The organism is Butyrivibrio sp. MB2005, from assembly GCF_000424285.1.
GTDB lineage: Bacteria > Bacillota > Clostridia > Lachnospirales > Lachnospiraceae > Butyrivibrio.
The window spans coordinates 35,946-56,145 of sequence record NZ_AUJP01000018.1 but is presented as its reverse complement, the minus strand read 5'-3'; the positions used below and the strand labels follow the sequence as shown (position 1 = coordinate 56,145).

The 20,200-nt window shown below is 41.9% G+C and carries 18 protein-coding genes; 14 read left to right on the top strand and 4 right to left on the bottom strand.

Translation table 11 applies throughout. The features are described 5' to 3' along the window. Positions 1 to 6: 6 nt before the first annotated feature. From G610_RS0110795 to G610_RS0110785, 3 genes are read left to right on the top strand one after another with little or no spacing between them, the layout of a single operon-like run. Positions 7 to 1,812, top strand: coding sequence for a DUF6020 family protein (locus G610_RS0110795; RefSeq protein ID WP_026524804.1), 1,806 nt, complete (start codon positions 7 to 9; stop codon positions 1,810 to 1,812). A 3-nt stretch (positions 1,813 to 1,815) separates the two neighbouring features. After that, a complete protein-coding gene (locus tag G610_RS0110790) occupies positions 1,816 to 2,589 on the top strand; it encodes an acyl-[acyl-carrier-protein] thioesterase (RefSeq protein WP_026524803.1) in 774 nt (257 codons plus the stop codon). A gap of 20 nt (positions 2,590 to 2,609) precedes the next feature. Further along, a complete protein-coding gene (locus G610_RS0110785) occupies positions 2,610 to 3,443 on the top strand; it encodes a CvfB family protein (protein WP_026524802.1) in 834 nt (277 codons plus the stop codon). On the opposite strand, the gene G610_RS0110780 is transcribed toward G610_RS0110785, so the two are convergent. After that, a complete protein-coding gene (locus G610_RS0110780) occupies positions 3,436 to 5,121 on the bottom strand; it encodes a hypothetical protein (protein WP_026524801.1) in 1,686 nt (561 codons plus the stop codon). The two genes, G610_RS0110785 and G610_RS0110780, sit on opposite strands and share 8 nt — an antisense overlap. A gap of 87 nt (positions 5,122 to 5,208) precedes the next feature. Next, complete coding sequence (locus G610_RS0110775; RefSeq protein WP_026524800.1) at positions 5,209 to 5,400, bottom strand: YjfB family protein; 192 nt, start codon at positions 5,398 to 5,400, stop codon at positions 5,209 to 5,211. Positions 5,401 to 5,624: 224 nt separating this feature from the next. Between G610_RS0110775 and G610_RS0110770 the strand changes: the two genes are divergently transcribed. The 5 genes from G610_RS0110770 (at position 5,625) to G610_RS0110750 (ending at position 10,935) form a co-directional block, all read left to right on the top strand. Next, positions 5,625 to 6,707, top strand: coding sequence for a PucR family transcriptional regulator (locus tag G610_RS0110770; protein ID WP_026524799.1), 1,083 nt, complete (start codon positions 5,625 to 5,627; stop codon positions 6,705 to 6,707). A gap of 157 nt (positions 6,708 to 6,864) precedes the next feature. Then, entirely contained in the window at positions 6,865 to 7,554 is a 690-nt protein-coding gene (gene ftsE / locus G610_RS0110765) for a cell division ATP-binding protein FtsE (protein ID WP_026524798.1), read from the top strand. Next, positions 7,541 to 8,437, top strand: coding sequence for a permease-like cell division protein FtsX (gene ftsX, locus G610_RS0110760; RefSeq protein ID WP_026524797.1), 897 nt, complete (start codon positions 7,541 to 7,543; stop codon positions 8,435 to 8,437). The genes ftsE and ftsX overlap by 14 nt, the downstream gene beginning before the upstream one ends. Continuing rightward, a complete protein-coding gene (locus tag G610_RS0110755) occupies positions 8,430 to 9,662 on the top strand; it encodes a murein hydrolase activator EnvC family protein (RefSeq protein WP_035797395.1) in 1,233 nt (410 codons plus the stop codon). The genes ftsX and G610_RS0110755 overlap by 8 nt, the downstream gene beginning before the upstream one ends. Positions 9,663 to 9,675: 13 nt before the next feature. Further along, positions 9,676 to 10,935, top strand: a complete 1,260-nt coding sequence (locus G610_RS0110750; protein ID WP_026524795.1) for a S41 family peptidase — start codon at positions 9,676 to 9,678, stop codon at positions 10,933 to 10,935. A 115-nt stretch (positions 10,936 to 11,050) separates the two neighbouring features. Here G610_RS0110750 and G610_RS0110745 read toward each other — a convergent pair whose 3' ends face one another. Beyond that, positions 11,051 to 12,619, bottom strand: a complete 1,569-nt coding sequence (locus G610_RS0110745; protein WP_026524794.1) for a glycoside hydrolase family 43 protein — start codon at positions 12,617 to 12,619, stop codon at positions 11,051 to 11,053. A gap of 199 nt (positions 12,620 to 12,818) precedes the next feature. On the opposite strand from G610_RS0110745, the gene G610_RS0110740 reads away from it, so the two are divergent. The 4 genes from G610_RS0110740 (at position 12,819) to G610_RS0110725 (ending at position 16,480) form a co-directional block, all read left to right on the top strand. Then, positions 12,819 to 13,778: a hypothetical protein gene (locus tag G610_RS0110740; RefSeq protein WP_026524793.1), complete on the top strand. Its 960-nt coding sequence runs from the start codon at positions 12,819 to 12,821 to the stop codon at positions 13,776 to 13,778. Between the two features lie 34 nt (positions 13,779 to 13,812). Next, complete coding sequence (locus G610_RS0110735; RefSeq protein WP_035797393.1) at positions 13,813 to 15,597, top strand: glycoside hydrolase family 27 protein; 1,785 nt, start codon at positions 13,813 to 13,815, stop codon at positions 15,595 to 15,597. A 19-nt stretch (positions 15,598 to 15,616) separates the two neighbouring features. Further along, on the top strand, positions 15,617 to 16,228 hold the full coding sequence (locus G610_RS22205; protein ID WP_051197934.1) for a rhodanese-like domain-containing protein: 612 nt from the start codon (positions 15,617 to 15,619) through the stop codon (positions 16,226 to 16,228). A 69-nt stretch (positions 16,229 to 16,297) separates the two neighbouring features. Next, positions 16,298 to 16,480, top strand: a complete 183-nt coding sequence (locus G610_RS0110725; RefSeq protein ID WP_026524791.1) for a hypothetical protein — start codon at positions 16,298 to 16,300, stop codon at positions 16,478 to 16,480. On the opposite strand, the gene G610_RS20575 is transcribed toward G610_RS0110725, so the two are convergent. Next, positions 16,481 to 17,254, bottom strand: coding sequence for a PHP domain-containing protein (locus G610_RS20575; protein WP_051197933.1), 774 nt, complete (start codon positions 17,252 to 17,254; stop codon positions 16,481 to 16,483). 149 nt (positions 17,255 to 17,403) lie between these two features. On the opposite strand from G610_RS20575, the gene G610_RS0110715 reads away from it, so the two are divergent. Beyond that, positions 17,404 to 18,711 (top strand): zinc ribbon domain-containing protein, encoded by a 1,308-nt coding sequence (locus tag G610_RS0110715; RefSeq protein WP_026524790.1) that lies wholly within the window; start codon positions 17,404 to 17,406, stop codon positions 18,709 to 18,711. 19 nt (positions 18,712 to 18,730) lie between these two features. Beyond that, positions 18,731 to 20,116 carry a uracil-xanthine permease family protein gene (locus tag G610_RS0110710; protein ID WP_026524789.1) on the top strand — a complete coding sequence of 462 codons (1,386 nt, stop codon included), beginning with the start codon at positions 18,731 to 18,733 and terminating at the stop codon, positions 20,114 to 20,116. Positions 20,117 to 20,200: the final 84 nt, after the last annotated feature.

Sequence of the window (20,200 nt, the reverse complement as noted above, 5' to 3'; positions counted from 1 at the left end):
GCATATATGTACGGTTTAATGATTAATGAATTAAAGAATGTGCTTGTAGCCTTCATTTGTACCTGGGGACTACAGCTTCTTACAGGTATTACCGTAAGGAATCCGCTGACCCTTTTGTATTTCGCGCTTTTCTGGATCCTTGGAAGATGTAAGAAAAATGAGAAATATGATGATAAAAAAGGGAAAATGGCGGATATTCTCTGGGGAGCAGCTTCAATTATTTTATCAGGCTCAGTGACTTTTTTTATAGGAAGAAAAGCTGTGCTTGGATTCGACAGCGGATTATTCAGGCTTGTTGGAATTCTGATTATTTTCGCCGGAATGTTTTTGGTATTTGTAAGGCTTAAAGATTTGCCTTCTTTAATAAAAAATATTTTTTCCAAGGATTATTCATTCCTGGCTGTAAAAGGCATGATGCAGGAAGAGAAGAGTAGGAAAGAACTGCCCTTTAGCGATTTGAAAGTTTTGGGCATCAGCGCTGTAATCTGCTTTTTATGTTACCTGCCTTATTTTTTATATGAGTACCCGGGAATTATGACGGCAGATTCTCTTGTTCAGTACGAGCAGATAATTGGAGTAACACCCTGGTCCAACCACCATCCTGTGGCTCATACCCTTGTGATTTCATTCTTCTATAAGCTTGGATTGGCAGTAACGGGAGATATAAATAAAGCCATAAGCTTCTATACCGTAGCGCAGATGATATTTATGTCTCTTTGCTGCGGAGCGGTGGTGCTTCGTGTAAAAAGAATAGTTGGAGGAATCGTAGCACCTGTCCTTTCTCTTATATTCTTTGCGCTTGTGCCATTTAATGCGGTATTTGCAGTGACTTTATGGAAGGATGTTCCATTTGCGGGGATTGTGATGCTGACGGGCTGCCTTCTAGTCGATATGGCGCAGAAGGACAGGGGAGTGTGGAGCGACCTCATAATGCTGTTTGTACTGCTTGTGCTTCTTTCATTATTCAGGTCAAACGGATGGTATGCATTTTTACTGTGCATTCCCTTTATGTTGTATTTTTATAGAGATAACCTGATTAAGATTGCAGTTATGGTAGCGGCATCAGTCCTTGCAGTTATCATAATAAAAGGACCTGTCATGACTAGCGCAGGCGTGATTCAGCCTGATTTTACAGAATCCCTGTCACTCCCTCTTCAGCAGGTGGCAAGAGTTCTTGTTAATGACAGAGCATTAAGTGATGAGGACATGGAGCTTATCACGGATGTTATAGATACCACCTATATTCATGAGCTTTACGCACCTGATTTTGCGGACAATATAAAGGAGCTCGTAAGAGCGGGACATCCTGAAGTTATCGAGAATAATAAAGGTACCTATCTTGGGCTGTGGCTTACGCTTTTTGCAAAATATCCTGCTGATTATATAAAGGCATGGTTTGACCTTGTGGGCGGATATGTGTATACTGATTTTCCCTATGATGTTGGAAATGTGGATGGAATAATGGCAAATGATCACGGCCTTGTTCCTACTCCGCTTATTGGCGGAAAAGCCGTAATTAAGGGAAAAGAGATACTGATAAAGCTTGGAAGCTTTGTACCGATTTACGGAATGCTGTGGTGCGCCGGTGCATATACCTGGCTTGTGATTTTTGCATTGATAGCTGTACTTAAAAATGGCAGGAATAAGAAGCTAGCCGTAATCATGATACTTCAGGCGGCCATGATTGCCACACTTCTTGTCGCGGCACCTGTCATTGACTTTAGATATGAGTATGCAGTTGTAATGCTAATGCCTCTTACGGTTTCGATATGTGTTATCATAAAGAGTGAAAAAACAGCTAAGGAGTACTGAGTAATGTATTCATTCGACTCAAGGATCAGATACAGTGAATGCGATATAAACGGATTTCTGACTATAGAGGGACTAATCGATTATTTTCAGGATTGCTCGACCTTTCAGACCCAGGAAGGACCTGCAACCATGGAAGCGATGGAGAAGCTTGGCATTGCCTGGGTTATTAACAGCTGGCAGGTGAATGTGAAAAGGCTTCCTAAGCTTGGAGAGAGTGTTACCGTAGGTACTGTTCCCTATGAGCTTAAGGCGTTTATGGGTCTTAGAAATTTTTTCATGAAAACTAAGGACGGAGAAGAGCTGGCAATAGCTAACTCCGTGTGGTCTCTCATAAACCTTGAGAAGGGCACTCCCTACAGAATAAATGATGATATAATTAAAACCTATCCATTGGATGAAAAGCTTCCAATGGAGTATGCCCCGAGGAAAATTGCAGAGCCTGAGGATGGCAGACGATTTTCTGTAAAAGAAAAGAAGGTGGGGCTTCATCATCTTGATACAAATCACCATGTAAATAACGGTCAGTACATAAGAATTGCGCTTGCGGCTATCGAGGAGTTTTCAGGAAAAGAGAATTTTGATTCTCTTAGGACCCTTGCGAAAAACAGACAGGATTTCATGGTGAGAGCTGAGTACAGGCAGCAGGCTCACTTAGGGGATGTGATTCATCCTGAGATAGTAATAGGTGCCGGAGAAGACAGTCTTACAGGCTGCGTTGTCTTACTGAATGATGATGGCGGTAAGCCCTATTCAATAGTGGAACTTAAACAGTTGTAATATTTTAAAGGAGTTATAAAGTGCTTAGAATTGGAGAAAAGCAGGAACTTGAGATAATTAAAAAAGTAGATTTTGGTGTGTATCTTGCAGAGAAACAGGGAGATGAGGACAAGGTTCTTCTTCCTAAAAAGCAGGTGCCACAGGATGCAGAGATAGGTGATGTGCTGTCTGTTTTCCTTTATAAGGATTCTGATGACAGACTTATAGCAACCACAAGAATTCCTAAGCTTATGCTTGGCGATGTTGCCATGCTTAAGGTTAAGGATGTTGGTAAGATCGGTGCCTTCATGGATTGGGGACTTGAAAAGGACGTACTTTTGCCCTTCAGAGAGCAGACAAGAAAGGTAAAGAGCGGCGAAGAGGTTCTGTGTGCTCTTTATGTGGATAAGTCAGGACGCCTTGCTGTTACCATGAACGTATATGAGTTCCTTAGAACTGACAGCCCTTATCATAAGGATGACAGAGTGACAGGAACAGTGTACGAGACCAGTAACAATTTTGGGGCTTTCGTAGCTGTTGATAATATTTTCTCCGGGCTTATTCCCAAGAAGGAGCTTTACGGGGATATCAGAATCGGCGACCAGATCACTGCCAGAATCACCGAGATCAGAGAGGATGGAAAGATTACCCTCAGTATCAGAGAAAAGGCATATCTTCAGATTGATTCAGACGCAGAAAAGATCCTTGCCAGAATGGAAGAGGAAGGCGGAAGACTGCCCTTCACAGATAAGGCTGATCCTGAAAAGATCAGAACTGAAATGGGAATGAGTAAAAACGAGTTCAAACGCGCCATTGGACATCTCTTAAAAGAGGGCAAAATAAAGATAGGAGAATCCGATATCACTCTTATCTGATGTCGGCTTCAAGCTCACGCTGCATTGCTTCTGTATAGGAAGCATTGTCAGAAGTCAGGTTTTTTCCGATGGTTCCTGAATAAATAAGATAAAAGAATAGAAGCGGTAAAACCAGCCTGAGGAATATCCTCAGGCGATTTTTTTTGAAAAGCTCCTTAGAATCAAAGAGCAGCTTATGATAACCTATGGCTGCCATAGGCAGCATCAGCACAAAGTAAGGAAGCGTATACTGTGATTTTGCTTCCCACATGATATGGAAAAGAAATCCGCCTATAATGGTAATAGCAAGGATTTCAAAGCAGTTACCGGTGTTTTTGTTTTTGAACACCAAAAACAAAAGGCATCCAAGCAGTATAAAGAATTGCAGCCAATTTAGAAATCCTATCTGCAAAAAGTAATTGTTATAGGTAAGAAGCTTGCGGACAGGGTTATTCTCATAACGGATTTCCTGAAGAGGTCGTATGATCCAAAGGGCCTCATAGCTTGGATCGTTCCACTCGGAAGAGAGCTTTCTTGAAAAGAACTCCAGGCAGTCGTATGGATTTTCGCTAAAATATTCGAGTCTTTCTTTTATGGCATCTGTTGCCATTTTTTTGTTTATATCAGGGTTGTAGCCGCTCTGTTCATAGCTGTCCGTATTAAAGCCGTTGTACCACCCCTCGGCAAGGTCGCTGTCCTGAAGTCCCATGGCTATCCAGGAGTAAGTGGATGCACCTTTTCCCACATCGATGCCTGTCATCTGACGAACTATCAATGAAGGAACCTTTGCCTGAATCAGAAATGCCACAACAAAAAGAGCAGGAAGCGCCAGCAGAATAGCCTTTTTATTTCTGATGGCTGCCATAATAATGTAGATGAAAATGGCGATGAAAAAGATCAGGTAATTGGACTTAAGCAGCATAGCTGCCAGAATGGACAGCGCTGATAAGATGCAGTTTTTTATGAATTTATCTTTTCCAAATTTAAGCGCATGGTAGATTGCACTAACCGACAGGGCAAGGCCCGGGATTGTACCGTAGACGAAGGTGCAGTAGATATGAAGAGGATAAAACAGTATGCCAAAAAGCAGCACCATAAGCTGAGGTGTAGCATTCTCTTCATAAATAAAACCTGTAATATCAGACAGGCGCTTATAAAAAAGAACAAGGAAAAGAGCATTCATTATCTGGAATGCAAGGAAATTTCCAAAGCCGAAAATGCTAAAGAAGACATAGCTAAAGAGCATAAGCCCCATCTGATTGGGATAGGTGTGGATATATCCGCCCTCCATGAAAAAGGAGTAGTTTTTTGAGCGAAGACCGTAAGCAGCCAGCTGAACAAAGGCCTGATCCGATACAGGAGAAAGTCTTGAAAAGTACACAAACAGAGCTGACATTAAAAAGATAATAGCCAGCATGATATTTTTTACTTTGGACAAATTCTTTTTATTTTTTTCTTTTAAAAGATCCTGAAAAAAAGAGAATCTGCCAAGAAATACCATGATTGCAAGGATAACCCCGGTGAAGATTACATGGATAAACACATTGTCTTTCATAAAATATGTTTTCTCATTGCTGTCCACAAGACAGGTCACCGTCGCTGAAATATATACAAAAAAAGCGAGAATGATCAGGGAAAGAAAAGAAATTATTATATTAAATGTTTTAGATATGAAGCCTTCATGGTTGATGTTTTCCATAGTTAATAGACATCTCCGTTAACTGCGAATTTGTCTATATAATAACATAAGTCACCGCAAAATGCGGTGACTTATTGCTGCCATGGCTTAGACTCTCAGATCAATATTAGCTCCTATATCCGGGTTCACGGATAATTCCATTGCAGAAGTGTCTATCATTTCGGCGACGGCGGTACCGACATCCGAAAGGGAATCGAGGCTGTTTTTGAGCATTGCTGCGCCAAAATCAGTCTGGACTTTGCTTAAAGATAAAGCCATGGATAATTCGGGTATGTCCATATAGCCACCTCCTTTACTGCTTAAGTGGATACATCCATGTATTTTCGGCTATACATGGCCCTCATAAAAAGAAAGCTAATATCCTAATTTGTATATCGATTAATGGCCTTTAGAAGTTTATTGGGAAAAATCCACAAAAAATAACTAGTTTTTTGTGGATTTTTATGCAATTATCGAGTAGAATATAATCAACTATAATTATGTAATATGCATAGGAGAGCATTATGATTTCAAATCAGATCCTTCAAAACACAATAGATGGATTGAAAGGCATAGCACACGTGGATCTGTGCGTCCTTGATGTCGACGGGGGAGAGGTGGCTGCCACAAGACCTGACTTAAGTCTTGTTGCGGATTCAGTTAGGGATTTTGTGAGATCACCTGCAGACTCTCAGGAGGTTCAGGGACATCAATATTTTAAAATATATGACGAGCAGCAGCTGGAGTATATTCTCGTGGCTGCAGGCAGCGGTGAGAGCACCTATATGATAGGCAAAATGATCGCTTATCAGATTCAGGGTCTTCTTGTTGCCTACAAGGAGCGTTTTGATAAGGATAATTTCATCAAAAACCTGCTCCTTGATAACCTGCTTTTGGTGGATATTTACAGTAGGGCAAAAAAACTTCACATTCCTTCCGATGCAAAGCGTGTTACAATGATAATTGCTGCCGAGAAGGTTAGGGAGAATAATGTCCTTGAAATGGTGCGTTCATACGGCGCAGGCAACGGCGGTGACTTCGTAACAGAAGTAGACGAGGACAATGTTACCGTTGTTAAGGATGTAACTGAGTACAAGTCAGCCGAGGAGATATCAGCATCAGCACAGCAGCTTCAGGAGCACCTTGAGAGCGCAGGTATTAAGAATGTTCATATCGCAATAGGAACAGTAGTTGGCGAGATCAAGGAAGTGAGCCGCTCCTACAAGGAAGCCAAGATGGCCCTGGATGTTGGAAGAATCTTCTTTGAGGAAAAGGGCGTAATCAGCTATGGTGAGCTCGGAATCGGAAGACTTATTTATCAACTTCCCATTCCTCTTTGCAAGATGTTCATAAAAGAGATATTCGGCGGCAAGAATCCCGATGGATTCGATCAGGAGACTTTGTCCACAATCGACAAGTTCTTCGAGAACAACCTGAATGTATCAGAGACATCAAGACAGTTATTCATTCACAGAAATACACTTGTCTACAGGCTTGATAAGCTCCAGAAGAGCACAGGCTTAGACCTTCGTGTCTTCGACGACGCCATCACATTCAAGATCGCTTTAATGGTGGTACGTTACATGAAATACATGGAGCGATACTAGAGCGGGAGCTCGAAGAGCGTAGCAATCCGTAGTATCGCTACTACGTAGCGGGACGCAATTTTAAATAATAGCACTAAAGTAAATCAGTTTTAGCAAGGAAAAAGGTATGGAAAAAGTTAGAAGAAAGAGAGTAGCGCGTCCTGTCGGGGAGGACGACATTATCACGCTTGAAAACGTGACGAAGTCCTATTCCACGGGCGCTCCGGCACTTAATGGGGTCACCCTTCATATCAAGAAGGGTGAATTTGTTTTTATAGTAGGAGACAGCGGTTCCGGTAAATCCACCCTGATCAAGCTCCTGCTTCGTGAGCTTGTTCCTTCAGACGGTAAGATCACCGTTATGGGACAGGATCTTGGCAGAATGCGACACAGAAACATTCCCAAATTCCGCAGAAAGCTTGGAATCGTATTCCAGGATTTCCGACTTTTGATGGACAGAAATGTTTATGAGAACGTTGCATTTGCTCAGAGAATCATTCAGAAATCCTCAAGAGAAATCAGGAAAAATGTTCCGTCAGTGCTGGCTACAGTTGGCCTTGCCGGAAAATATAAGAGTAAGATTAAGGCCCTTTCAGGTGGTGAGCAGCAAAGAGTTGCCATTGCAAGAGCTATGGTCAACAAGCCTGAAATCCTGCTTGCAGATGAGCCTACAGGTAACCTTGATCCCAACAATTCTTGGGATATCATGAAGCTCATGGAGCAGATAAATGCAAATGGTACTACAGTCATTATCGTTACACATAACAGAGAGATTGTTAATGCCATGCATAAGAGAGTTATTACTATGAAAAAAGGCGTCGTGATTTACGACGAAGAAGAGGGTGAGTATCACGATGAGGATGAGTAGTTTTTTCTATACACTGGGACAGGGCTTTAAGAATCTTGGCCGCAACAGATGGTACACTCTGGCATCTATTGCAACAATAAGTGCATGTCTGTTCCTGTTTGGTATTTTTTATTCACTGGTTTCAAATTTTCAACACGTTGTTAAGACTGCTGAGGAAGGCGTATCCGTAACTGTTTTCTTTAATGAGGGCACAAGCGAGGAAGTAATGCTTGCGGCAAAATCTCTTATTGAAAAGAGACCTGAAGTCAGCAAGGTAGTATATATTTCCGCTGAGGAAGCCTGGGAAAGTTTTAAGACAGATTACCTTGGGGAATACGCAGATGGCTTTACCGAGAATCCTCTTGAGGATATGGGTAACCTTCAGATTTACCTCAGTGATGTTTCCATGCAGCCCGCTCTTGTAACTTATCTTGAATCAATCAATGATATCAGGACAGTTAACAGATCAGAGGTTACGGCATCAATGCTGAGCGGTATCAACAGCCTTGTTGCTTATGTATCAATGGGTATTATAGGAATCCTTCTTCTGGTTTCCATCTTCCTTATCAGCAATACAGTTACAATCGGTATCGCTGTAAGAAGACAGGAGATCGAGATAATGAAGTACATCGGAGCTACGGACTTTTTTGTTCGTGCACCCTTCGTTATCGAGGGTATCCTTATTGGACTGTTTGGTTCCGTTATACCCCTTGTGATCATTTATGTGATCTATAACAAAGCGTCATTTTATCTGGCAGAGAGATTTTCAATGCTCAATTCAATCCTGGATATCCTGCCGGTTAATACTATATTTGAAGCTCTTTTGCCTATTTCAATTTTAATAGGTGTTGGAATCGGATTTATGGGAAGTGTGACGACAGTTAGGAAGCATTTGCATGTATGATTACCGATTGAGGAAAAACAGCAAAAGAATATTGTCGGTTTTACTCGTTTTTGCAATGCTTATGCTATGTGGGGGTAACTCGGCTATATCTTCATACGCTGCTGTTACAAAAGAGAGTATCAAGCAAAAAGAAAATCAGATAACAAACGCCAAAAAAGAGCGCGAGAGCATGAAAAGCTCTCTGACAGATCTCCAGACGGTTAAAAAGAATCTGGAGGCTGAAAAATCTGATCTTAAAAAGTACATCACTGAGCTTGATGCGAACCTTACGCAGATTCAGAACAACATTGATGAACTGCAGGGTAAGATCGAAGAAAAAGAGCAGAAGATAGAAGAGACAGAGGCAGAGCTTGAAGAAGCTATTGAGACCCAAAACACCCAGTACGAAGAAATGAAGGACAGAATTCGTTTCATGTATGAAAAGGGTGAGACCATGTACTTTGAGCTCCTTGCGGAGTCTGAATCCTTTGGCGATATGCTTAATAAAGCCGACTACATAGAAAAGCTCTCTGCCTACGACAGGCAAAAGCTTGAGGAGTACATAGCGCACACAGAACTTGTGGAAATGACAAAGACAGCTCTGGAGGAAGAGAAGGAGACTCTCGACCAGGCCAAGGCTGACCAGCTCATAGAGGAGGATAATATGAAAAACCTCCTTGCCCAGAAAAACAGTGAAGTCAGCAAAGTATCTGCAAACATTGCGGATAAAGAAGCTGCCATCAAGGAATACGAGGCGCAGATTGCAGAAGAGAACGCCACCATCGCTGCTCTTGAAAAAGCAGTTGAAGCCGATAAAGCAGAGCTTGCAGCGCAGAATGCGAGAAAATATGACGGCGGAGTGTTTACATTTCCATGTCCTTCATATACCAGAATATCTGACGATTACGGTATGAGAATGCATCCTACCCTGGGAATTCAGAAGATGCACAACGGTATAGATCTCGCGGCAGCCAGCGGTTCAGCAATTCTTGCAGCTTATGACGGCAAGGTCGTTGCTGCTGCATACAATTCAACCATGGGTAACTATATAATGATAGACCATGGAAGCGGACTTTATACGATATATATGCATGCTTCTTCCCTTAGCGTATCAACAGGTGCAGAGGTAAAGAAGGGACAGAAGATTGCGGCAGTCGGTTCCACAGGAAGATCCACAGGACCGCATCTGCATTTTGGTGTTAGATCAGGGGGTAATTACGTTAGTCCCTGGAACTATTTGAAGTAAGGAAGTTAGAACAATGGAATCAGGATCAAGCAGAAAAACTCCGTATCTCATTGGGTTTGTCATAGGCGTTTTAGTATGCATGATGATAGCAATGGGATTTATCAACTATCTCGGCATAAAGAAGATTTTAAGCAAAACAGCTGCAGCAGACAGTGCAGCTACAGCTACTTCTGAAAGCCACGAGTTTTCCGGTGACACAGCCATAGATGAGTCTACACTGCAGAAGATAAAGATAGTTGAAGAAGCTATAAATGAGAATTACTACAAGACAGATATAGACAGGGATGCAGAAGCGGTTTCAATTTACAAAGGAATTGTTTCTTCTCTGGGAGATCCTTATTCGGAATATTACACCGAGGAAGAGTACCAGGACCTCATGTCTGATACCAAGGGAATTTATTACGGTATCGGAGCCTATGTCAGCATGGATAAGGAAACCAATCTTCCACGTATTACAGCAACAATACCTGATTCTCCTGCAGAGAAGGTTGGACTTCTTGGTAACGATATCATTTATAAGGTAGATGGAAATCTCACTCAGGGCCTTACCCTTTCAGAGGTTGTAGGACTTATAAGAGGTGAGATCGGAACAACAGTTAAGGTAACTGTTTTCAGAGAGTCAGTGGGCGATTACATTGATTATGATGTTGTCCGCGACAAGGTGGAATCGCAGACAGTAAATGCATCCATGATGGATGATGAGATTGGATATATCGGCATCACGGAGTTTGATTCTGTTACAACCAATCAGTTCATAAATGGTCTGCAGGAGCTGAAGGATAAGAACATGAAGGGGCTTATCATAGATCTTCGTTCAAATCCCGGCGGAAGCCTTAGCGCTGTATGCGAGATAGCAGAACAGCTCCTTCCTGAAGGCGTAATTGTTTACACTGTAGATAGGGATGGAAACAGAGAGGATTACACCTGCGATGGGGCCAATGAAATTGATGTTCCAATGGTAGTTCTTGTTAATGGATATTCCGCCAGTGCTTCCGAAATCCTTTCAGGAGCAATCAAGGATTATAAAAAGGGAACAATCGTAGGTGAGACAACCTATGGAAAAGGTGTCGTTCAGAGAATATTCCCCTTTGAGGATGGAACGGCAGTAAAACTCACTATCAGCAATTACTACACTCCTAACGGCAATAACATTAACGGAATCGGAATTGAGCCTGATGTGGAGATTAAGCTGGATACAGAAGCCCTCTCCAAGGATGGATCTGATAACCAGGTAGATAAGGCAAAAGAGATTCTGAGAGAAAAGATGAAGTAATTGATTTGTATTACAGAAAAATAAAAGTACGTAGCGGCTAGAAATCATCAGTCGTCACGTACTTTTTTATTTTCATAAAAATTCTCCGCAAGATGCGAAATGCTATTTATCCCTTTCAGTCTTTTGCACTTATCTTAAAATCAGAAAAGTCTGCGTAGCCGCCGCATGCCTTGGTGCTGTATGCAAAGAGACCAAATCTTGCGCCTATGAAAAGATCAAGCTTGAAGTAGAGGTTGTGTTTTCCATCAACGTCCACATAGCCAGTTCCTGCATCATAGGAGTATGTGCAAAAATCAGGGGCATCATTAAAGTCTGTGGTCACTTTGAGTCTTACAGAGGTTACACCATCCGGAAGCTCGCAGATAGTTGTGATTTTCGGATCTCTTTCATAGAAATCCTTATCACCGCCGACGGAATCGTTGTCTGCATCAGCTTCAATCTTTACAAGAGAAAGCTTGCCATTTGCTTTACTAAGAGCTATAGCGCCGTAGTGTGCATTGTAAGCGCTGATTCCGGCATAGTCGCCATCATTCAAGGCTTTGCCATCTACTGTTATCTCACCGCTGCAAACTGTCTCAACACATCTATGAGTAAGAGTGTTTCTTGCTTTAAGAAGGTTTGATGTAACAGCGCCTGTTTTAATTCTAAGGGCATTCACACCACTGTTCTTAACAAGGCAGATGTTTTCTTCATCTATGTTGTGAGATACCTGCCACCATTTCTTTTTATCAAGAAGTTCTGACAAACTACCCTCATCAAAAGATTCATCATCAAAGAAGTGACCGCGGCCCCACTCATTGAGGGGCGTTTCATCATCAGATGGCATCTGTGGAACAACACCTGAAGTAGCAGGAACAGGATAGCCTTCATCATCATATTTCATGGGGAAGATCATGGGAAGTCTTCCAACAGCGCCTCTGTCCTGGAACATGAACATATAAAGATTCCCTTCAGGGTCGTCAACCACGCCGCCCTGAGCCACCTGAAGAGCCTTTCTCTTATATCCCATGGGATCGTTTATTATGGTCTTTCCGACGAATTCTCCCTCAAGAGTATCACTGATAAAGCAACATTCAGTCTTTCTGCCATCCTCTTCCTTGGGCATATGGCAGGTGAAAAGGTAATACTTTCCGTTTAGCTTATATAAATGCGATCCCTCAAAACCAAGGGGCTGACCAGGCTCGTCCTGAATAAGGATTCTCTGAAGACCGCCTTCTTTCGGACCCCAGGTATTTCTGTCAAGCTCAGTGATCCTTACTATTGTGTTACCGTGAACGATGTAGACCTTTCCGTCATCATCAAAAAACAGGGATGAGTCATAGAAAAATCCATCCATTTCCTGCATTTTCCATGGGCCTTTTGCATCAGTTGCAGTAAAGAGCAGTGAGTTTGGACGCTCGTTGCAGGCAAAAACCAGGTAAAAGGTGCCATTGTCATATCTAAGTGACGGAGCCCACATTCCTCTTGCGTAGGCATGCTTTCCGTTTTTTAATTCATACTCGTCGTCATCCCCAAGAGTATCAAAAACATGTGCTGCTATATCCCAGTGTACCAGGTCCTTGGACTCAAGGATGTCTCCTCCCGGCATAAGGAACATGGTGGTGCTGGCCATATAGTAGGTGTCACCCACACGAATCACATCAGGATCCGGAAAATCTGCGGGTATTATTGGATTTTTTACCATAACCTTCCTCCTCAAAATGAATTAGCTTTCGCATAGTTTCCTTCCCAAAAGGCATTTTCTATTTAGGAAAGAGCAACATTCGATTATCATTCTACATCGTTTTGATTTATAATGAAATCTGGTTTGTTATGAAGACAGAATAATCAAGATTTCTGCTCGTAATGATCAAGGTTTTAGTTTTATTTTTTGGAGGTTACTTATGGAAGAAGTACGTTTTCATTTGCCGGGACTGAGATATAATTTCCCTCTCAACATGTTCTGGCTCAGCCTTCAGGAGCAGCATCCTGAGTATTTTAGGGACGGTATTAAGATTGTTTCGTTTTTTGGATCATTCCCCTTTTCTCTATGGAATGGCGGAAGACTTGTAAGTAATGATCAGTGCGACGCAGCATTTGTAAAAAACGTTATAAAGACTATAAATTCAAAGGGTATTCCCGTTCGTTATACCTTCACCAATCCTCTTATCAGGGAGGAGGATTTGGATGATCCTTTCTGCAACTTCTGTCTTAAGGCAGCAGATAACGGAATGAACGAGGTTCTTGTTTATTCTCCCATACTTGAGGAGTATATCAGAGATAAATATCCATCATTCAAGATTGATTCCACAACCTGTAAAGAGATCAAGGACGTGGATGAACTGAATGCAGAGCTTGAGAAGGATTACCGCTACGTTGTCCTTGACTACAACATGAACAATAAGTGGGATGTTCTTGAAAAGATAAATCACAAGGAGAAGCTTGAGGTTCTTATAAATGCCCTCTGCATACCGGATTGTAAGAGAAGGGGCGATCACTATAAGAATATCGCTCTCAACCAGCAGATTATTATGGACAATATGAAGCTTCCCAAGGAAAAGCAAAAGCACATTATTCCATGGAAGTGCGAATATGGGGACAACAACTGCATTCATACAATTCAGGGATATTCAACCTATGTATCTCCTGAGATGATCTATGAAAAATATCTGCCTATGGGCATTAACAACTTCAAGATTGAGGGCAGAACTGCCAGCATCTTCTCATTGGTTGAGACCTACTGCCACTACATGATTAAGCCTGAGTATCAGGGACAGGTAAGAATACTGCTGCTTAAAAATCTTGAGGCAGCAAAGGTAATTTCTGTAAATAAGCCCCGCCCTGCAGTATTTAAGGCAGAGTAACCGTTAACAAATATTACTTGCATTGGAGACTTGTATGAAAAACAGTAGTTTAACAGGACCGGACAGAATTCCTGAAGATCACAGATACGACAGATTTGATGATGGACAGGTGCTTTATGGTAAAAAGCAGGGAAGGCTTCCTGCCATGGGTTGGAACAGCTGGAATGCCTTTGGCAGCGGCAATACTGAGGCGCTTACCAAAGCAATGGCTGACAAGATAAAGGAGCTTTCTTTAGACGAGCTTGGCTATAAATATCTTGTGCTTGATGATGGCTGTTACAAAGACGAGAGAGTTTACGGCAGACTTTCAAATGACGAGGAAAAGTTCCCCGGCGGTTTTAAGGCACTTGCGGATTATATCCACGGAAAAGATCTTAAGTTTGGTATGTACAACGACATTGGAACTAATCTCTGCGCCGGAGCTGCAGTTGGTACCTGCGGCCATGAAAAAGAGGATGCAGAGTCCTATGTGAGCTGGAATGTAGATTTTCTTAAGGTGGATAACTGTTATTATCTGTGGGATAATGCTACATTTTCAAAAGAGGAAAATGCAAAATACGTTTATGCGCCGGCTATAACAAAGGTATCACTATGCGGCGATAGCTTTGAGGCGGGACATAATCTTGCCACATCCGGAAATGGAATAAAAACAGAGAAAATAGAGGATGAGACATTTTTTACCTTTATCGGTACTTTTGATGGAACAGGCCCTGCCCAGACTCCTGTTGGTGCTGAGAGCGGAGAGCTTTTCTTTGATGTGGATGTGCCATCTGACGGAGAATATGAGCTTACTCTTCGCCATGTAAACGGAGCAAAGATCGGTATCGGTTCCTGGCTTCAGATAGCAACAGGCGAGGGAACAGGCAGCAGGATATTGTTTGATGATTTCATCGGCGATATAGATTCCGAAAAGGTTCAGGAGACTACAGTGAAAATAAGCCTTTCAAAGGGCAAAAACAGAGTCAGACTTATGAACCACAGAAGACAGGAGAATACTCTGTATTCTTATGCAAGACTTAAGGAAGGCCTTTATGAAGCTGCTCCTGACAACGAGATGATCTATTCTCTTTGTGAATGGGGTAAGACACAGCCGCAAAACTGGGCAAAAAAGGTTGGAGATTCCTGGAGAATCCTTAACGACATTACCTTTAATGTGGGAAGTGACGGTAATCCCGGTAAGGCAGCATGGACCAGTGACTACACAACCGGCGTTACAAGTCAGTACAACAAATGCGTCATCATGGATGAATTTGCAGGCCTTGATAAGGGATGGAACGATCCTGATATGATGGTCATTGGTATGGACGGCTTGAATCTTGTTCAGAACCGCACACATATGGTAATGTGGTGTATGATGAATTCACCTCTTATGCTTGGCCTGGACCTTAGAAGGGTAAATAAGGGAGATGAGCTTTATAACATAATTGCCAACAAAAAGCTCATAGCACTTAATCAGGACAGCCTTGGAATTCAGGCAAAGAGAGTGTTCTGCAGTCTTTTAAAAGAAGATGCAGATAAGGAATATGTTACAAACAACGACAGAGTTGATATTCTTGCTAAGCCATTAAGCGATGGAAGCATAGCACTTTCCTTTATCAACTTAAGTGATGAGACAAAGGATGCTTACAGTATCACTAAAGAAGAAATAGTAAAGGCCCTTAAGGATAAGCTGTGTGGGGATAGCTTTGAAAAGGCGGGCAAATATACAATCGAAGATCTTTGGACAGGAGAAGTCAAAGATCAGGATAATGAGGTATTTAAGGTAGACAGAATAGAAGCTTTTGATAATGTAACTATAAAGGTGATTCCTGAAGGGTGATCGCCGGGGGGATTTAAAGGTGAATGAAGGGGAAAATATAATTTTTGCAAGGGATAGGCAAATTACAAAAAAACAGGCAGCAAAAATAGCTCATGAATATGTAACCGGGGTATTGGAAGAAAATGATATTGAGGATATTCTCGGCGCCGCTATTTTGAAGGATCTTTATGATTGTAATACCTGCGCATACCATGTGGCGCAGATGTTTCTTAAGGGCATAATTCCTCCGGATTCAGACAGGGAATTTGGTATGGACAGAGTCCTTAATGAGGAGGAACTTGAAGAAATAGAGAACAGGATTTTCAATGTGAGACTGAGAAGGATTCCTAAGACCATCGAGGATGTGCGCCTTGCTGTTGATCTTCCAAGGAAGCTGACAAAGGAACAGACCAAAGGCTTTCTCAATGACGGTAGGATCATCGATGTCCGTGGAACAGAACAATTTGAAGTCCAACACATAGAAGGGGCTGAGAACATCCCACTGTCAAAGATCATAATCAATCCGTTTATAATAGGCGGAGATAAATATCAGAAAATTTTATTTGTATGTAAGACAGGAATGAAATCCACCATGGCTGCGGAGTATGCCAGAATAGCAGGATACAAAAAAGTATACGTCTCCAATATTTAATACATTTTTTAGAATATATCAGATAAAATAATACTAGAGTTAACTTTTGTATTAGAAAGGAGATATCAAATGAGCAGATTATCAGAAGTTACAGCACTTTATCAACAGCGCACAAAAGAGGTTGAAAACAGACTTGCCAATTCTCCCGATGATTCAAAGGTAGAAGCATTTATGCAGATTATGGTTGGTACTCTCAATGATATCTCGCAGACGCTGGCTATTATTGCAGATGAAAATGCAAAAAATAAATAATTACTCATTATGAGTTATAACTTCAAGAGTAGGTCCCTGGCTGATTTCAGTCAGGGATTTTTCTGTATCAACAGGTAAAAAGCCTGTATCTGTATGTGTGACATCCTTCCAGAATACGGGAGTTCCGTCACCTGCCAGGAAGGCTTTAACGTATTCCTCAATACTGTTTATCTTGTAGGGAAAACTCATTCCGCCCATATCATCCATGGGGAAATGAATATCTGAGCCGGATGCCATCCTAAAGTTATTCTTAATGGCATAGTCGTAGGCGAGGGCATTCATATAATCTTCATTTCCTGCGTTAAATACTTCTGCGCCGTCACCGATTGTGGGAGAGATATGGATTGCAGACAGATAGCCCCGCTCTCTGTAGGGGTGAGCCTGCAGCATGATTCCGCCTGCCTCATGTACAAGATCATAGAGCCCTCTTCTGGATATTTCCATGATCTCCGGATGGTCCTTCAGCCACTTTTTATCTACGCCGTATATCATGAATTCATCGCCCTGGAAATTGAATTCGATTCCGAACATTACTGTGAAGTCGTGACCTTTGGCTGCTTCGAGAGCATGCTCATAGCCGCTGCAATATATATCAACTCTTTCCTCCCAGGGAAGATCCTTTGGTACGCAGCTGTTTCCTGTAAAGAAGTGATCTGTAACGATCATTCCGCTGTAGCCAAGATTCATCATGTGATCGATGTAATCTTTTGCGGGAGTTCTTGAGCAGGCACTGGCTTCTATAGTATGTAAATGAGTTTCGTAAATATATTTCATTTTACCCTCTTATTTTTATTAAAATGCTGTTATAATTTATAAGGTTATTATCCAATAATAACATGACTTCATTTATTTGTATCAGAATAAATGAACCGAGGGGGATCGGTTACAAAAATAGTTTTACAAGGTTTCAAAGAGGAGAAGTAATGGTTAAGTGTGAAAAATGTGGCGCTGTGGGGCGCGAGGGGCAGAAATTCTGCTCTAGTTGTGGTGCTCCGCTTGCTCAGAAGGCAGTTGGGGAGACACCGGTGATGACGGCTTATGCAGAGCCTGAGGATCACAGTTTTATTCAGGGATTTACTCCGCCGCAGCAGAAATTCGAGGTTGGCACCAACGCAAACGGTTCTGTCAAGGAACTGGAGAAGCTGCTTATTTCGGCAAATGGCGGTGATTATGTAAGTTATCTAAATAAGGGAAGCTGGTCTAACTGGAACATTTTCGCCAAAATGGGCTGGGGACTTCTGTGGGTTTTCCTCTTTCCAATAATGACAATATTTTATCTTTCAACTTCATATAAGTTTAACAGGAACAGGCTTAAGGCCAATGAGCTGCGCTGCGCAAATATTATAGAGAACTATGTCTTTGCCAGTGATCAGAATACCACATTGGAGGCGCTTTATTATATAAAGGGGCAGGTTGATCAGCTTGAAAATATCAGCAGGAATTCCTACATGGCATTCTGGGTATCTCTTTGGAGAAACAAGGCTATGCAGCTTTACCAGAGATCAGTTGCCAATCACGGTGTGAATCCTGCAGTTAAGGATATCTATGACGAGATAGACAATCAGACACAGTATCTTCTGGATTCCGCTAAAAAGAAATACTGGGTTAAGTTTGTGGTCCTGGCTGTGGCAGCTCTTTTACTTACAACAGGAACTGTTGCTTATAAGAAATATGCAGACTATAAGGCTCAGCAGTATTACAAGACTTTCATCTATAACGAGGATGAGGAAGAGCTTTCAATGGATGCGGTAAATGAGACCAATACCGTTGTTCCTTCCGAGTTCAGCATGAGAAATATAGTTGGCAACTGTTTTGATATTTCCGATAAGAACATTGAGATGAAGCTTCTTAAAGAAGATAATCTGGTACAGCTTGATTTTGAGCTTGTCTGCAAGAAGGATTTCAAGCCTGAGCTCCAGGCCCTTATTGAGGAAAAGGGAGTAACAGGTACTGTAGACGACTACTATTACGGTAATTTTGTTTTCAATGGCAATATGAGAGCAAATATTTCCAACTATGGCGGAATGGATTCTGCCGCAGGTTCAAGCGCTCTTGAGAAAATGCTTGCTGCTAAGGAGGGAGATGTTATTCCCATCAGACTTTACTGCGAGTACAGCACATATTCAAAATACTCCATCGATGAGGTTGCAAGCTTCATGAGAACAGATACACTTATGATGAATATGGAGCTCACATTCTTTGAAGGTGAAGAATTTATAGATATAAAATAAATTATTTAGGAGGAGAAAAATGGGAGAAAAGAGACAGGCTATTACGGATGCGCGTTCCTTGGGAATGCCTAAAATGATGATTTTGGGATTGCAGCACATGTTTGCGATGTTTGGAGCAACGATACTGGTGCCGATCCTGGTCAACAATTACTTTGGAGGTCAGGGCCTCTCAGTACAGGTTACATTGTTTTTTGCAGGTGTAGGAACACTTCTGTTCCATCTGTTTGCTAAGTTTAAGGTACCGGCTTTCCTTGGTTCATCCTTTGCATTCCTTGGCGGTTTTGCAACGGTTGCTGAGCTTAAATCCGGCAAATTCGCTGACATGACTTATGCTGAAAAGCTTCCTTATGCATGCGGCGGTATTGTTGTTGCAGGTCTTTTATATCTGGTACTTGCAGTATTTATCAGAATCGTAGGTGTTAAGAAGGTTATGAGATTCCTTCCTCCTGTAGTAACAGGACCTATCATCATCTGTATCGGACTTTCACTGGCACCCTCAGCTGTAAGCAATGCTTCAGCTAACTGGTTCCTTGCAATAGTTGCACTCCTTGTAGTAGTTTTCTTCAATATATGGGGAAAAGGTATGTTTAAGATCATACCTATCCTGATGGGTGTAGTTATTTCTTATGTAGTTGCTGTTGTTATGCAGCTGGCAGGCTTCACCAATGCAGATGGTAGTGCGATCCTCAATTTCCAGCCCATCGCTGAGGCAAGCTGGGTAGGACTTCCTCCTTTCCTTATCGCTAAGTTTGATATCACAGCTATCCTTGTAATGGCTCCCATCGCTATCGCAACAATGATGGAGCACGTAGGTGACATTTCAGCTATCTCGGCTACAACAGGCAATAACTTCATCGAAGATCCCGGTCTTCACAGAACTCTCTTTGGTGATGGTCTTGCAACAGCTGTAGCAGGTCTTTTCGGAGGCCCCGCTAATACAACCTATGGTGAGAATACAGGCGTACTTGAGCTTTCAAAGGTATATGATCCTTCAGTAGTTCGTCTCGCAGCTGTTTATGCTATCGTGGTAAGTTTCATTCCCAAGATTGCAGATGTCATCGGAACAATGCCTACAGCTATTATCGGTGGTATAAGCTTTGTATTATACGGAATGATCTCAGCTATCGGTGTCAGAAACGTAGTTGAAAACAAGGTTGATTTTACAAAGTCACGTAACCTAATCGTTGCTGCAGTAATCCTTGTTTCAGGACTTGGCTTCTCAAACGGCATCACATTCATGGTTGGAAATACATCCATTACACTTACATCACTGGCTATAGCAGCTATCCTTGGAATCCTGTTCAATGCAGTTCTTCCCGGAAATGATTACAACTTTGGTGTTAACCACCAGGGTGATATCAACAGAGGTGTAAGCTTCAACAATAAGATCGAAGACGAGAAATAATTCTTCGGAAAAAGAAAAATAAGAAACAATAAGAAAAGGGACATTGCTTTGGATGATATTCATCACTGCGATGTCCCTTATTTT

Bases quoted from the DNA above. Each gene is read 5' to 3' on its own strand.
- G610_RS0110795 (WP_026524804.1), top strand. From the start codon at position 7: ATGTACGGTTTAATGATTAATGAATTAAAGAATGTGCTTGTAGCCTTC.
- G610_RS0110790 (WP_026524803.1), top strand. From the start codon at position 1,816: ATGTATTCATTCGACTCAAGGATCAGATACAGTGAATGCGATATAAAC.
- G610_RS0110780 (WP_026524801.1), bottom strand. From the start codon at position 5,121: ATGGAAAACATCAACCATGAAGGCTTCATATCTAAAACATTTAATATA.
- G610_RS0110775 (WP_026524800.1), bottom strand. From the start codon at position 5,400: ATGGACATACCCGAATTATCCATGGCTTTATCTTTAAGCAAAGTCCAG.
- G610_RS0110770 (WP_026524799.1), top strand. From the start codon at position 5,625: ATGATTTCAAATCAGATCCTTCAAAACACAATAGATGGATTGAAAGGC.
- ftsX (WP_026524797.1), top strand. From the start codon at position 7,541: ATGAGGATGAGTAGTTTTTTCTATACACTGGGACAGGGCTTTAAGAAT.
- G610_RS0110755 (WP_035797395.1), top strand. From the start codon at position 8,430: ATGTATGATTACCGATTGAGGAAAAACAGCAAAAGAATATTGTCGGTT.
- G610_RS0110750 (WP_026524795.1), top strand. From the start codon at position 9,676: ATGGAATCAGGATCAAGCAGAAAAACTCCGTATCTCATTGGGTTTGTC.
- G610_RS0110745 (WP_026524794.1), bottom strand. From the start codon at position 12,619: ATGGTAAAAAATCCAATAATACCCGCAGATTTTCCGGATCCTGATGTG.
- G610_RS0110740 (WP_026524793.1), top strand. From the start codon at position 12,819: ATGGAAGAAGTACGTTTTCATTTGCCGGGACTGAGATATAATTTCCCT.
- G610_RS0110735 (WP_035797393.1), top strand. From the start codon at position 13,813: ATGAAAAACAGTAGTTTAACAGGACCGGACAGAATTCCTGAAGATCAC.
- G610_RS0110725 (WP_026524791.1), top strand. From the start codon at position 16,298: ATGAGCAGATTATCAGAAGTTACAGCACTTTATCAACAGCGCACAAAA.
- G610_RS20575 (WP_051197933.1), bottom strand. From the start codon at position 17,254: ATGAAATATATTTACGAAACTCATTTACATACTATAGAAGCCAGTGCC.
- G610_RS0110715 (WP_026524790.1), top strand. From the start codon at position 17,404: ATGGTTAAGTGTGAAAAATGTGGCGCTGTGGGGCGCGAGGGGCAGAAA.
- G610_RS0110710 (WP_026524789.1), top strand. From the start codon at position 18,731: ATGGGAGAAAAGAGACAGGCTATTACGGATGCGCGTTCCTTGGGAATG.